19 protein-coding genes are annotated in these 13,598 nt (G+C 66.6%); all 19 read right to left on the bottom strand.

Annotated elements, in window-relative coordinates:
- Positions 1 to 186 (bottom strand): hypothetical protein (locus tag B4L26_RS00440; protein ID WP_290714477.1); only part of this gene is annotated, 186 nt, incomplete at its 3' end.
- Positions 187 to 197: 11 nt separating this feature from the next.
- Positions 198 to 623, bottom strand: coding sequence for a hypothetical protein (locus B4L26_RS00435; protein ID WP_290714474.1), 426 nt, complete (start codon positions 621 to 623; stop codon positions 198 to 200).
- Entirely contained in the window at positions 620 to 2,317 is a 1,698-nt protein-coding gene (locus B4L26_RS00430; RefSeq protein WP_290714472.1) for a hypothetical protein, read from the bottom strand. Before B4L26_RS00430 ends, B4L26_RS00435 begins: the two co-directional genes overlap by 4 nt.
- Positions 2,314 to 3,192, bottom strand: coding sequence for a hypothetical protein (locus B4L26_RS00425; RefSeq protein ID WP_290714470.1), 879 nt, complete (start codon positions 3,190 to 3,192; stop codon positions 2,314 to 2,316). Before B4L26_RS00425 ends, B4L26_RS00430 begins: the two co-directional genes overlap by 4 nt.
- Positions 3,193 to 3,210: 18 nt before the next feature.
- Positions 3,211 to 6,939 (bottom strand): hypothetical protein, encoded by a 3,729-nt coding sequence (locus B4L26_RS00420; RefSeq protein WP_290714467.1) that lies wholly within the window; start codon positions 6,937 to 6,939, stop codon positions 3,211 to 3,213.
- A complete protein-coding gene (locus tag B4L26_RS00415; protein WP_290714465.1) occupies positions 6,940 to 7,215 on the bottom strand; it encodes a hypothetical protein in 276 nt (91 codons plus the stop codon).
- Positions 7,216 to 7,385: 170 nt separating this feature from the next.
- Positions 7,386 to 7,925: a hypothetical protein gene (locus B4L26_RS00410; protein ID WP_290714462.1), complete on the bottom strand. Its 540-nt coding sequence runs from the start codon at positions 7,923 to 7,925 to the stop codon at positions 7,386 to 7,388.
- Positions 7,926 to 8,018: 93 nt separating this feature from the next.
- Positions 8,019 to 8,957: a hypothetical protein gene (locus B4L26_RS00405; RefSeq protein ID WP_290714459.1), complete on the bottom strand. Its 939-nt coding sequence runs from the start codon at positions 8,955 to 8,957 to the stop codon at positions 8,019 to 8,021.
- Between the two features lie 97 nt (positions 8,958 to 9,054).
- Positions 9,055 to 9,507: a hypothetical protein gene (locus B4L26_RS00400; protein ID WP_290714456.1), complete on the bottom strand. Its 453-nt coding sequence runs from the start codon at positions 9,505 to 9,507 to the stop codon at positions 9,055 to 9,057.
- 3 nt (positions 9,508 to 9,510) lie between these two features.
- Positions 9,511 to 9,858, bottom strand: a complete 348-nt coding sequence (locus tag B4L26_RS00395) for a hypothetical protein (RefSeq protein WP_290714453.1) — start codon at positions 9,856 to 9,858, stop codon at positions 9,511 to 9,513.
- Positions 9,851 to 10,195, bottom strand: a complete 345-nt coding sequence (locus B4L26_RS00390) for a hypothetical protein (protein ID WP_290714450.1) — start codon at positions 10,193 to 10,195, stop codon at positions 9,851 to 9,853. Before B4L26_RS00390 ends, B4L26_RS00395 begins: the two co-directional genes overlap by 8 nt.
- Positions 10,192 to 10,527, bottom strand: coding sequence for a hypothetical protein (locus B4L26_RS00385; protein WP_290714448.1), 336 nt, complete (start codon positions 10,525 to 10,527; stop codon positions 10,192 to 10,194). The genes B4L26_RS00390 and B4L26_RS00385 overlap by 4 nt, the downstream gene beginning before the upstream one ends.
- 47 nt (positions 10,528 to 10,574) lie before the next feature.
- On the bottom strand, positions 10,575 to 10,826 hold the full coding sequence (locus B4L26_RS00380) for a hypothetical protein (protein ID WP_290714446.1): 252 nt from the start codon (positions 10,824 to 10,826) through the stop codon (positions 10,575 to 10,577).
- The gene (locus B4L26_RS00375; RefSeq protein ID WP_290714443.1) at positions 10,823 to 10,951 is read right to left on the bottom strand and encodes a hypothetical protein; all 129 of its coding nucleotides are present in this window, start codon (positions 10,949 to 10,951) and stop codon (positions 10,823 to 10,825) included. The genes B4L26_RS00380 and B4L26_RS00375 overlap by 4 nt, the downstream gene beginning before the upstream one ends.
- 5 nt (positions 10,952 to 10,956) lie before the next feature.
- Positions 10,957 to 11,865 (bottom strand): major capsid protein, encoded by a 909-nt coding sequence (locus B4L26_RS00370; protein WP_290714441.1) that lies wholly within the window; start codon positions 11,863 to 11,865, stop codon positions 10,957 to 10,959.
- Positions 11,866 to 11,875: 10 nt separating this feature from the next.
- Complete coding sequence (locus tag B4L26_RS00365; RefSeq protein ID WP_290714440.1) at positions 11,876 to 12,250, bottom strand: capsid cement protein; 375 nt, start codon at positions 12,248 to 12,250, stop codon at positions 11,876 to 11,878.
- A 17-nt stretch (positions 12,251 to 12,267) separates the two neighbouring features.
- Positions 12,268 to 12,864, bottom strand: coding sequence for a hypothetical protein (locus B4L26_RS00360; protein WP_290714438.1), 597 nt, complete (start codon positions 12,862 to 12,864; stop codon positions 12,268 to 12,270).
- 124 nt (positions 12,865 to 12,988) lie between these two features.
- The gene (locus B4L26_RS00355; protein ID WP_290714437.1) at positions 12,989 to 13,279 is read right to left on the bottom strand and encodes a hypothetical protein; all 291 of its coding nucleotides are present in this window, start codon (positions 13,277 to 13,279) and stop codon (positions 12,989 to 12,991) included.
- A gap of 7 nt (positions 13,280 to 13,286) precedes the next feature.
- Positions 13,287 to 13,598, bottom strand: a 312-nt coding sequence (locus B4L26_RS00350; RefSeq protein WP_290714436.1) for a hypothetical protein, incomplete at its 5' end; no start/stop codon positions are given.

Below are 13,598 nucleotides of genomic sequence, written 5' to 3'. Positions count from 1 at the left end.
GCCGAACAGGTCGGTGATCATCTGCATGGCCGCACCGGGCAGCAGGCCGCCGGGGGTGTCGGTGACGACCTCGGGCAGTCGACCCGACGATGCGGACTGCAGTTTCATCGCGTTGAGGTTCTGCAGGATGTCGCCCAACTGCGAGGCAATGTTCACGTCGCGGGGCAGCTCAGAGCCTGACCCCATGCCCGGTGCGGTCACCGACGTGCACGCTTCCCGGCCGGAGCCTTCTTCGCCGCGGTCTTCCTGGCGGGGCGCTTGGGTTTGGCCATGTCGGGCAAGGGTGGTGCGACACCGACGGTGGCCACACCTGCCGGGATCGTCCCGTCTGCGGGGTCGATCTGCGGGGTGACCTCCACGAACTGCTGCGCGGCGCTGGCGCGCAGCCATGCGGGCACGATCGGCATCTCTTTGGCGACGTCGTCGTGCTGGCGCATCCCGAACCCATACAGTTGGCGCGCCCACAACTCGACCGCGGCCGGGTCGGCGGGCAGATAGGGCGATCCGGTGCCGGAGTAGAACGTCATCAGCAACGCGTCGCGGACCTTCTCCACGCCGACGCGCACCTCTTCGGGTTCGTCGGCCAACGGCCCGAGCTCGGCCCCGACAATTGGTTCGGTCACAGGATTCCTACTCCTTCTTGTAGCCAACTCATCGTCTCCGCGAGCATCCCCAGGCCGCGCGACAGTGGATCCTTCTTCGACCGCAGGTCTCCCATCTGCGCCTTCCATGAGAGCGGGGTGTCGCGCCCCCATGCGATCTCGAGGTGGCGACAGCGGCGCACGAACACGCGGGTGCCCAGGTATTTGTTGGTGCCGCCGATACGGTCGCCGTGGAACCAGTGCCCCTGGCCCTGGTCGCCGATCAGGAAGGGTCCGGCGTCGACGATGGACAGGTCGAACGCTGTCTCGGGGTCGGTTTCGCGGCGGCGTGCGCGCAGCGCCATGACCGCCGAGAGGACATAAGCCTGGTTGATGCCGGGGACGATGGTCTCTTGCAGGCGCGCCCAGCCCGATTCGGCGGCGCGCTGCGCGAGGTAGGTGCTGTTGTAGCTCAACAGCACGTCTTCGTACATGCCGTGGATGAAGGCGTCGATCGCCATTCCCAGGGACCCGATGGAGAACCCGAGGCCGGGGATCAAAATATTATCCCCGAGCACGTCGCCACCGTAGTTGACAGCGGCCTTGATCATCTCGTTGACAAATGGGGCTGATTTGCCGCCGGTCGATATTCGGCATGGACCAGCGGCTTTGCGGGTGAACGACGACTGTTGGATGCCGGTGACCTCGCCGTCGCGATAGACGACGTGCGGGTGCGCGGCCAGGGTGCGCAGCTGGTTGGGGATGCGGTACCCCTCGGGCGGGGTCGGTTCGCCGGTGATCAGGTCGTAGGAATCCTCGACGTCATCGCCGATCGTGTCGGCGACGGTGCGCGCCAAACCGGTGATGAGGCTGCCGGCCAGTGAGGTGCCCTCGCGGAAGCCGGACTTGTCGATGATGTCGACGACCAGGGTGCCGTTGCGCAGCGTGGGTGCACCGTCCCACGGTGGTGGGTCGCCGGTGAGCCAGCGACGGCACTCCACATACAGTTCGGCGTCGTCGAGGACCGGTGCGGCCATGTCGTGCCAGGACTTCATGCGGCTGGTGACGATCGTCCACGGCGAGGAGTCCTCGAGGATGGAGCCGGGTTTGACGACGATGGGCCAGTTCGTGAACGTCATGCCCGTCCAAGCCGCCGGGTTGAGCGGATCGGCCGGCAGGGAGAACCCGGTGACCTGCAGTCGCAACAGGTTCAGGAACAGTGCGGTCTTGAGCGTGTGGATCGCCGGACCGGCGAGCATGAACACCTTGGGGAACTGCACTACCGCCATCGGCAGGAACGGATTCGGGGCGCAGTGGACGTTCTTGAGGTGTTCGTAGTCGTGCTTGAACGTCACCGTGACGGTGTCGCCCTTGGGGTCGCGGTTAAGTGTCGCCGACTCCATGAGCCCCGACCAGCGGCCGCCGTCCTTGTCGACGGTGATGTTCACATCACGGGTTCCGCGAGCCTCTTCGTCGAGGATCCAGTGCGCCAGGAATGTGGCGCGCTCGTCGTCGAAGTCGATGGGCAGAGTGAGGTCGCCGATGCCGGTGTCGTTGAGCTCCCACGGGAATGCGGCGTCGAGCTCCGAGCAGCAGCGCCCACGGTAGGAGTAGTTGCCGTCCCACAGCCGCACCATCGGCGGCAGGGACCGCTGCGCGATGCGGTCGTCGCGCAGTTCGCGCGCCCACGCACGGAAGTCGGCGAGCTCTTCGACGCGCTCGGCAACCGCGGTCACAGCCCGGCCTCCGCCGACCAGAAGCGACGCATCGTCACCGTGCACGTCGCATCAGCGGGCCCGTTGCACGTGACCGGGACATACAGCTCGTCGGTGTAGGGCGGGATCCAGTAGATCGGCTCGACACCGTTGAACAACCCGGATGCGTTGGACAGGTCTTCGCTGATATAGGTGTCCATCATCGGGTCGGCCATCACCGACAGCCGCTGCGTCAACGCCGGGGTGTTGATCATCCGCGCCGCATCAGCACCGGGCAGGCGCTTCCAGTGCTTCTCCTGCCCGAACGAAAAGTCGGGGATGCCCCAGCTGGTCGCCGGATCCAGCGACCATTCCAAGAAGCACTTCTGATCAGTCGGGTTCGACAGAAGCACCGCGCCGGTGTGACTGCCCGACGACGGGTTGGACCACGAGGAGTTCTCCTCCTCCGACTCGTACATCGGCTGCAGCGCCACGGCGGTGACCACGGCACGGGCGAACCCGTCGATGTTCCAGTCCCGTTCGGGGCTGAACCCGATCTCCTTGGCCAGGCGCAAGTTCAGCCAGCGCGTTCCAGAGATCTCCGTGGAGAACGACCACTTGACGGTGGCACCCATACGCCACATGCGCCGGAACCGCGAGATCGTCTCCTCGATGGTCTGCCCCGGGATCGCGTACAGGTTGAACGGCAGTGTCATATCGCGGATGGGGATCTCGTGGCCGACCGCACGCCCACCGATCTCGAACGCACCAGAGATGGTGCGCAGCGTGAACGCCGTCGAATACACACCGGTCGGCGACACGTCGAGCTCGATGCCCTCGTCGCCGAACCGGCCATCCGGCGCCGACACCAACGCATAGTCATCGTCGGATTCAAGTTCGATCGTCGCCACATACACGCGCGGCCTACCCCCTCATCACCATCTGCTGATCGCCCCCGCGGCGCGGCGCTCTTCACGCTGGCGCGCCTGGGTGAACGCGTCCTCGACGCGGGCCGTGGAGATGTTCCAGGTCACCTGATCGCCATCACGGCCACCAGCTGCGGCGCCGACGAGGTCGGGGCGCGTCGGGACGCTGCGCATCGGCGGCAGGGCGGCCAGGGCACGCTCAGCGGTGGCCCACTGCTCGTTGGTCAACACGGCTTCGCGTTTGCCGGTGAGGTTGCGCGCCATCGTCACTCCGGGCTCGAGCCAGCCACCGGAGTCGAATAGCTTCTGCTTCTTGCGCTTCTCGTCCTTGCCGTCGTAACCACCAAACAGCGTCTTGTTGGACTTCTGGTCGTAGATGCGGACCTGCTTGTTCAACTCGGAGAACGCAGAGAGGAAGTTCGGACTGTCGGGGATGCCGAGGACGCCGAGCGCATCCTTGGTCTGCCCTTCGACGATGCCCTTGGCGGCAAACCCGGCCCACCCAGAGATCGACGTCGGATACCGGTCGTCAGACTTGGAACCGCCGTCCTCGGGTCCGTACTTCTGTGGTGCGCCGCGGCCGTCGTTCTGGTCCATGTTGTTGGGGTTGTGCGACCCGTCGGGGTTGGTGACCTTGTCGCCCTTGTTGCCGTCGTCGGCTGCCTGGGCGCTGACCTTGAGGTGGGCGAAGTCGGTGAAGATGGACTGGTCGATGCCTTGGCCGGTGCCGTACTCCGCGGGGGCGCCGGGGGGGCCGTGGCTCTCGAACTGGGTGCCGTCGGGGAATTCGCCGGCGGTGTGCCCGTTCTCCCCGCCGCCCTGGTCGTACCAGCCGATGGTGATGGCATCGTCGCCGCCCTTGCCGGTGGCGAAGCCGCGGCCGCGCAGCCAGTCGCCCTCGTTGACCGTGGACATGCGTCCGGCGGCCCAGGCATCCCCGTCCTGGGTGGTGTAGACGTTGACCACGCTGGCCACCAGCCCGGAGCAGTCAATGCCCTGTGGGGAGAACCCGCCCATTTGATAAGGCGTGCCGGCCATCGACTTGGCCCAGTTCATCGCACGCATCAACCGATCCGCCGATTCGCTGTCCTCAACGTTGCCGCCGTCGGCGTAGCCGGGCAGCAGACCAGTCGCGTTGATGTAGTCCAGGGCGCCCGGGTGGTCCTTCTCCATCCGGTCGCGCGACTCGGAACGGATCACATGCTCATTCGCGTGCACCAACCCGGCGGGCTGATACTTCCCACCCCGGCCGGTGTAGCCGCCGGTGTCGAACTCGGGGATCTTCGGCATGGCGAACGACTTGCCCCGCAGTGGCCCGATCACCCACGGTGGCACGGTGAACGACAGCTTGCCCATCGTGGAGTTCCACAACTTGGCGATCGCGTTCATCACCGTCTTGAAGGCGGACTCGATGCTGTCCCACATGCCCTTGGCATAGGGGGCGATCTTGTCCTTGAGCCCCTTGACGAAGTCGACGATCTCGCCGAACTTCCGACCCGCCCAGGACGCCAGGTCGCTGATCTTGTTCATCACCGTCTGAAGGATCTCGACGACCTTCTTGACGATCGCGATCACCTTGGGCATCACGGCGACCGCGAACTTGGTGAACTCCTCGATGATCTTGATCAGGTAGGGCATCGTCTGGACGAGGATGTCGGCGAGCATCGGCAGCAGCGAGGCAGCCAGGTCGGCGAACTGCGGCAGCAGTGGGATCATCGCCAACGCCAAGTCCACGATGCACTGCACCAGTTGCGGCAGGAACGGCAGCAGCTGGTTGAGCGCCTTGACGAACGCATCGCCGATTTGCTTGCCAACCTGCGCGAGCACCGGCGTCAGCGCGTCGAGGACCGGCTTGAGTTTCTCGCCCATCTGCTTGATCACCGGCGCGAGTGCCTGCAGCACGCTGCGCAGCACCCCCACCATCGGCGTCAAGATCGACGACAACAGCGTCAGCAAGATTGGCAGGTTCGGTGCGACCGCGGTGAACAAGTCCCCGACCAGCGAGACGAGCTCGGCGAAGAACGGCGCCACGATCGGCAACGCTTCGGCCAGCGCATTACCCAAGACCTGCAGTACTTGCGACAGCGGCGGGATCAGCGGCTGCAGGGCGTCGCCGAGAGAGCCGATCAACTTGCCCAACACGGGCAGCACTGGAGCCAACCCGTTGGCCAGCGCCTCGATGAACCCGCCCAGATGCGGCATCAACGTCGTCAACGCCTTGCTCAAGGCTGCGCCGACGGTGCCCAGCGATGGCCCGATCTGCTTGAACACGTTGCCCAGCGAGGTGAACAGCGGCCCCAACGTCGGGCCGACAGTGGAGCCCATCGTCACGAACGCGTCAGTCAGGCCGGTGATCATCGGCGACACACCCGACAGGGCGGACTGTGCCGCGGCCTTGAGCCCGTCGAACTTGCCGTTGGCCTGTAGTGTCGCGAACTCCGCCGACAGGTCCCCCAGCGTTTGCTTGAGGGTGCCGTTCATGTAGCCGGCGATGTCGGTCAGCCCGGTCTTGAGGCCGGGCAGGTTCTGGTCGGCGAACGTCTTGACCGAGGCGCCCAGGCCTTCGAACAGCTTGTCCTGCACCGCCAGACGCAGGTCTTTCCATGCCGGGCCCAGCGACTGCATCTGTCGCACGAAGTCCTGGGCGTTGGGCGCGAGTTTCGCCATTGCCTGGGCGACCTTGTCGGCGGCACCGGTGCCCTTGGCGAGTTCCTTCTGCGCCTTGGCCAGGTTGTAGGCGGCATCGGCCAGTTTCGACTGCGCGTCGGCCACCTTCTGGTCGGCGGCAGCCTTGGCCTGTTTGGCGTTCTGGACTTCGTCGGAGCCCTCGATGCCCTTGCGGTTGGCCTCACCGGTGTCGGTGGCCTTGTCCGCATGATCCGAGCGCGCCTCCTTGAGGCGTTGGCGGGCCTTGTCCACACCGAGGTCGGCCTCACGACGGTCCAGCGTCGACGACCCGCCGTCGCGGTACACCTCGTTGCGGCGTTCCTGGGCGCGCGCCAGCGAGATCTCGGCGTCTTCTTGTGCCAGGGCCGAATCGGTGAGCTCGTCGTTCATGTCGCGCAGCGCGCGACGGGCGTCCTCATACGATTCGGCCAGATCCTGCTGGGCCTTGCGTGCGTCGCGCTGTGCGTCGGCCAAGTCCTGTTGGGCGTCGGCGACGTCGTTGGCGGCCTTGGCCACGTTGTGCTGCTTGTCGGCCAACTCGTCGGCCGCATCACCGGCGCTGTTGGACTGCTCCTTGATGGCCTTGAACGTGTCGACCAGTCCGGTCGAGCCGATCAACCCGACACCGCCGATCGCGCCGAGCGCCGCGGCGGCACCACCGGCAGCACCGACGACACCGAGCAGCGCGGGGACCAGTGCGGTGATCGCCGAGGTCAGTCCGACGAACTTGACCGCACCCATCCCCGACAGGGACCGCTCAGCATTGTCGGCACCGGCCTTGGCGCGCTCGAGCCCACCCTTGTCGTCGAGGTCGACGTTGATCGTGGTGGTGCGGTCGCGTGCCAGTTCGGCCAGTCGCGCGGCCACAGCCTCGACGCCGGCGAGGTCGACGTTGACTGTGACGTCGGCACCGTCGAGGCGTGCGATCTGCTCGCGGAAGCGGGTGAGGTCGGCCGACACGTCGACCTGGAAGTCGGCGTCGATACGCTCCAGGTCGCTCTTGAGGTCTTTGACGAACCCCGCCAGGGACGGCTTGATGTCGATGGAGGCGGAACCGGCGGAGTTGGCCACTCAGTGCACCTCCTTGCCTTCCCACACCGCGTCGACGCGGTCCATGATTTGTTGCAGCCGGTCGCGGACCTGCTCGCGTTTGAGCTTGTCCACCGCCGGCACCGGCACCCACGGGGTGATGCCCGCCGCGGCCGGGTCGCCCTTGCACGCGGCGACTAGCAGCTGCTCGAGCAGCGCGGTGATGCGCGCGAAGTCATAGGAGTGCTTGTCGAAGCCGCTCCACCCGGGCGAATCGGGCGGCGGGTGTTTGGGTCGGCGGCCTTGGCGGGCGGCCAACTCCATGTCCTCTTGCAGGCACGCGACATACCGCGACCCCAGTGGTAGTTCGTCGAGCAGTTCGAACAGGTCGCGCCAGTCCCGCTCGCCGCGCAGCCAGTCGCCCAGGTCGTAGTGGTAGACCTGCGCGAGGTCGGCGCGGATCCCCGGCCCGTAGCCTCCGACGAGGTCTACGAGCCGTTCGAGCCCCCCGGCACATCAGTGGCCCCCGGTCCGACCTGTGCGGTGAAGTGGTCGAGCACCCGCAGCCACAGCGCGATGACGAGCTCGGGGGTGGTGATGTCCTCGCCGTCGGCACGCAACACCTTCACCTGCTCGTCGAACGCGTCGAGGATGCGGTCGAAGTCCTGTGGGCGGCCGTTGAACATCAGGCGCAGCGCCTTGATGGCCTTGCCGTCCTCGACGAGTTCGTCGAGTTCGAGCTGGTGTTTGGTGGCCTCGGGCATGGTGATGACGATCGGCGGCGAGAACCCTTGCTTCGGGCCGAGTACGAACGGCACGATCTGTCGTTCGGTGGTCTCTCCGAGCCGGGCCCGGGCCCGGGCGCGGTAGGCCTCGAAGTCGGCGAGGTTGTCGCGTGCGCGTTGGGCGTCGTCGCGCAACTGCTGCTGCTCGTCGGTCTCGGCGGCAGCGGGGCGCGGGGCTGCTTTACGGGGGGCGGCCTTCTTCGCCGCCGTCTTGCGCGGCGCCGGTTTCTTGGCAGTGGTCATCACAAGTCCTCACGGGGGTTCGGGGTTCGGGGTACGGGGGTGGGTGAAGGCACCGGGGCCGCGCCCCCCGATAGAACGCGGCCCCGGTGACACTCAGGCGATGACGACGTCGGGGCTGGTGCCGCCGGTCAGGTTCGCACCCGAACCGGTCAGGGTGCCCGACACGGTCTCGTCGAACACCACCGTGTAGGGGCCACCGACGCTGCCGGTGACGGTGACGTGGCCGACGCCGACACTCGACAGCGCTTCCAGGGCGCTGCGCAGGTTCGTCGCGGTCACGTTGTGCGCGATCCCCGCCGAGGTCTGCCCACCGATCGACAGGGTGAACGTGCCACCGGTCGGGCTGCCGGTGATGGTGACGGTGAACTCGGTGGGCGAGGCCCAACCCAGCTGCGGTGCGAGCTCGGCCCAACCGGCTCCGTCGATGCCGAACTCGTAGAGGTTGTCACCGTCCTGGAACATCTGCAGCGACTGTTCGGGCATCATCGGCGCATCCTGGGACAGGCTGATCTTGCCTCCCTTGTCCGACCCGGTCTTGGGGAAGAACCACCACGGGAGCACCTCGTTGCCGGTCTGGTCGTTGAAGTCCAAACCGAGCAGCAGGATCGACCAGTACTTCGGCGGGATGCCGGCGGTCTTCTTCGCACGGAACCCGCCGGTCGAGGTGCCGACGAACGCGCCGGCATCGAGGTTGGACTGGATGCGGTGGGTGATCTTGCGGGCCTCCTGGGGCTGGATGGCGATCGCCATGCCCTCCGACTGCAGGATGCGCCGGCGCGGTGCGAGCGCGCCGTAACCCATGATCTCGTTGTACTTCGCATCCGGGGACAGGCTGGCCGCGCCCTTCTGGTCGATGCGACCCAACGACAGCAGCCCGAGATCCTCGACGACGTCGTCGATGATGCCGGCGGCGTCGAACGCCGGGTCGGGGAAGGTGACGCCGGGCTCCCACGGGGTGGCGAACACGGCGAGGTCCTGGACGACGACGACACCGGCGTCCACGGCGTCCTGATAGGCGGTGATCGAAGACATTGGGGGTCTCCTTCTTCAAGGGTTTCGCCCCGCGGGGCATGACGAAACACCCGCAACCGGGCTGGCGGCGGGTGACTAGGAATCGGGGGAATCGGGGCTACCGGCGTTTGCCGGTGGCCAACACGAACGTGCCCGACACGAGCCGGTCGTCCGGGTCGTCGAACACGAGTTGTTGCGGGGTCTCCGAGACGGCGAACCCGCGGATCGGGGTGATGGAGCCGTCGGCGCGCGGCACGATGCCGCCGGCGACGTATTCGGTGCACAACATGTCCGACACGAAGTCGAACACCTGCGTCGAAGTCTTGCGGGTGGCGGCGAGGACTTCCAGCTGCACCGGCACATAGCGCAGGACGCGATCCTCGACGATGCCGGGCATTGCGTGCACGCGTACCACTGCCCCACCGTCGGCGATGATCGCCTCGGTGTTCGTCGGCAGCCACGTGCACGCCACACCACCAGGGTCGCAGCGGTCGAGTTGGGTTTGCACCATGTCGGCGACGACGTCCTCGGCGGGCCACCACGCCGGTGAATAGTCGACGGGAAACTGCATGGGTCAGCCTCCCAGGTGGTTGAGGGTTTGGCGGAGCTCGTTGAACCCGTCGCGGCGTACACTGCGCCCGTCGCGGCCGAACTCGCGCGCCCCGTCATGTCCGAACTCGTGCGATGCCGCGTACGGTGCCTGCGCGGTGACCCGACCGACCCACCGGTCGCCCTTGCCTCCGCGCACCACCGACACCTTCGCCGACCGCGCCAGCTGCCCGGTGCGTTTGGCCACCAGCGCCTGATACACCAGCTGTGCCTGTGACGCTTTGGCGAACACCAACTGTCGGCACTGCGGGCCGGTCAACCAGTCGGTGAGCCCGCTGTAGCCGTCGGCGGCGCCGACTTTCACATCACGCACCAGACACCTCCCGCAGTCGTACCAGCTTGTAGCCGTAGTCGGTGCCGGTCATCGGATGCACCTGGTCCCACATCGGCTTGCCCAGGACGTGAAACGTGCGAGCGCCGATCTCGACCTTGTCCGAGGCCACCACATCGGCGGCGCGCGGCACATATAGGTCGACGTCGGTGATCTGCACGTCCTGGAACTCCCGGTTAGAGGTGGTGGCGTTCCAGTCGACACCGCACCCGTTGATGGTGTGGTCGGCCTCGTCGCCCACGGGATCGCCGTGGCGGTCGGTGGCCGACCGCAGAACCGTGACGAGCACCCCGTGCGGGAGTGTGAACGGGGTGCTCACATGCCCGCGCATTCCATCGACACCGCACCCGAGGGACGCCCGTCGAACGCGTCGGATTCCTGGGTGGTCAGGTACAGGTTGCCCTCGGGGTTGCGGTAGGCGACCTGGCTGGTGGCGGTGAACGGGCCCATCACAGCGGTGGACTGCTGGTTGGCCTGGCCCTCGTGCTCGGAGGCCAGCATCGCCCGTTTGACCATCGCGCACGAGATCATCTCCGCCAGCCCCGCATCGACGGCACCAGAGGCGATGCGGGCGTCGAGGTCGGGGAACCAGGTGCGCAACCACAGTGCAGCATCCTCGAGGAGGACCTCGGCGGTGGCACTGTCGGCCAACGCCGGCCACCTCGAGCGTAGATCCTGCGCAGTCGCGTACGCGGCCATCAGTCCTCCGTGCTGCTCCGTCGCGGACGACGCTTGGGCACCTGGACCCCGTCACCGCTGTCGGCCACCGACGCCTCGACCGGCCCCGCGGGCGAGGTCTCCGCCGCGGCGAGCACGTTGAGGCTGTCGAACCGGGCGACATGATCGCCGTGAACGACGACCTCAGCTCCACGGTCGGCCCAACGGACCCGTCCGGCCGGGTCGATGTAGGACATCGAACCCAGCCGGACAGTCCGCTTCGCACCGCTCACGCGTTCAACTCCGCGACGAGCGCGTTCGCATCAGACTGAGAGTTCGTCTCAGCCTTGGCGCTGTACGTGCCCGAGTCAACCTTCACGATCAACCAGCGGTTGGCGACGATGTCCTTGATGACCACGTACATCAGTCGGCGAGACCTGTCAGCTTGAGCACGTTGTAGGGGTTGGTCACCGCGAACACCGGCCGGATCGACGTCTGTACGATCGTCGACTCGGTCGAGTCGTCGCGGTAGGTGACCGTCTTGAGCGGCTGCTCGTAACGGACCTGCCCGACGGTGCCCTCCTGCACCGCGTACCCAGTGCCCGCGGCGACGGCGTTGGACACCGCCACCGAGAAGCCCTGCGCGCGCAACCACGCCTCGGCATCGCCGTAGATGATCGACAGGTTCGCGAATTCCTGCGGGTTGAGCACCAGCAGGTTGTAGTCCGCGCCGAGTTCCTGCGTCTGGCCACGCTGGCGCACCTTGGCCAAGGTGGCGGCAGGCATGATCGCCTTGGTCTCGGTCGAGATCGTCGCGGTCGTCGCGTCAGCCCACGAGGCCGACGACACCGACAGCTGCACGTCGCCGCCGACGGCGGTGATGCTGGCCTCGAGCTCGGCCAGTGCGCGGGCGTGCAGCCATCGCTGCACGTCGTTGCCCAGCTTGATGCCCTCGGACTGGATCTGCGACAGATCGTTGCGGTCCTTGGCCTCATCGGTGACGCGGAACTTGCCACCGAACTTCTCGACCTGCGCGGTCTTGGGCTCGGGCCGGTCGAAGGTGACCTCGGGGAACTCAGCACCCGGCGCGACCTTCTGTCCCCCACGGTTGGGGAGCAGGTCGTTGCTGGTGAGCTGCGTGTAGACCAGCGAACCGCCCGACACACCGCCGCCGTTGGCGAAGATCCGCTCGGCGAAGTAGCCCTTGAGGGCGATGTCGGACAGGTACGCGTTGATGCGGGTCGGTTCCTTGAGCATCAGGTCGACGGTCAGGTTGTTGCCCGACACCGACGCAGCGCCCAGCGGGTACTCCTGCGAGTAGTAGGTTGCCATGATCGTCTCCTCAGAGGTCCAGTGCGATCAGCACGTCGTTGTTGTTCGCGCCGGTCGACACCGCGGTGCCCACGGGCTTGCCCGAGGCCAGCGTGACGGCCTTGCCGTCCGCACCCACCTCGACCTCGGCGCCGACGCTGATGGCGCCGCCGGCGGTCACGTTGACGATTCCGCCGCGCAGGATCGCGCCGACATCACCGGAGGCGATGTTGCGGGCTGCGACGCCGAACGCCTTGACGCCGGCACCGGCGGTGGCGGCCTTGATGAGTCCGTCGGCGTCGGGGGTGGCCGACACCGCGACGAACGTCTTGCCGGTCACGGCCCCGGTGGTCTTGACGGTCACGTCAGCTCCCGGCCGGAACAGCGGCTTGGCTTCGTTTGCCATGATGTTCCCTTTCGGATTTACTGCGCCCGGGCCGGAGTGGTCCAGTGCGCGGGATAGGAGTTGTCCACCGCCGGCGGCGGTGTGGGTGAAGCTCCGGGCTTCAGTGATTCCACCGGCCGCTGAGTCGGCGGCTTGGCGGGATCCTCGACAGGCGATGGTGGTGCCGAGGCTGACTGCACACGGGCAGCGAACTTCTTCGCCCGCGCTTCCTTCTCCTCGAAGGTCCCCTCACCGATGAACTCCAGGTCCTCGGCGGTCAGGTTGTAGCGCGCGGCGATCAGTTCGGTATCGCGCTGGGCGAGCTGGGTCTGCAGGTCGGCGTTCTCGGCCTTCTGCCGGTCCAGGTCGCTCACGTTCTTACGCTCGGCCTCCTGGGCCGCGGCGACGAGCGGTTCCTGCTCCTTGAGCCTGCTGCGCAGGTTCTGAGCCTCCCGCTGCACTTTGTCGAGCTTGCGGCGCGCCCAGTCGGGCAACTCGCCGCCGGTCTCATCGTCCTGCCCAGCCTCCGGGGTCGGATCAGGATCAGGCTGCTGCTGGGTCTGCAGGTCCTCCACCGGCGGCGGGGTGTCCTGCACAGCATCAGCAGCGGGTGCGGTGGGGGTTGGTGCAGTCATTGTCTGGGCCTCCTGGGCCTATCGAGGGGTGTCGGGGTGTATCCGCCACCGCCAGGGTGGAGGAAGAATCTGGGTATAGAAAAACCCCGCAACCAGTGGTTACGGGGTTGTCGGCAGGAACGGGCTACGCCGCCTGTGGCATCAGCTTGTCCAGTCTGTCAGTCACGATTCTACGATCGTCGTCGCTGTGGAATTCCGCCGTAGCGGCCCGCACGTTCACGAGCAGGGAATGCGGCACTGCGATGCTCTCCTCTACAGCGATCGATAGGGCCTCGCCAAGTGAGTACTCGTGCTCACCCTCGGTTAGGTCCATCATGTACGTGCCGAGATTGCCTGCGAACATCGCGTCTTCGCCGAAGTGGTCCCGGAGAACTGCGGAGAGTTCCCAAGCGAGCTTCTGGACGGTCGACTTCATAGCTTCCCTACTCTACGCCTTCGGCATTCTGCTGTCTCCACCGGTCCCGAGCGATACGCTTCCGCATCTCGATCGCGGCGTCCGAGGTGGGGACGGGCACGCGTTCACCGCGATAGTTCACGATCACGCCTTCTCCCCAAACCGGATGGGCAGTGCCGATCGTCCACTCGCCGGTGTGCTTGCCGCTCCGCGTACGACGCTGCCGAATGAGAACACGCACCTCGACCCCGTCGATCGTGCCGAACAGGTTGTATCCCTCCCCGCCACTGTTCAATTCAATCCGGTCCGGCGAGAGCGCGATTCGCTCCACTTCGCGATG

Origin of the sequence: Gordonia sp. UBA7599 (assembly GCA_002477755.1) — a bacterium.
GTDB lineage: Bacteria > Actinomycetota > Actinomycetes > Mycobacteriales > Mycobacteriaceae > Gordonia.
The sequence above is the reverse complement of the archived record's forward strand: the minus strand, read 5'-3'. Positions and strand labels throughout refer to the sequence as shown.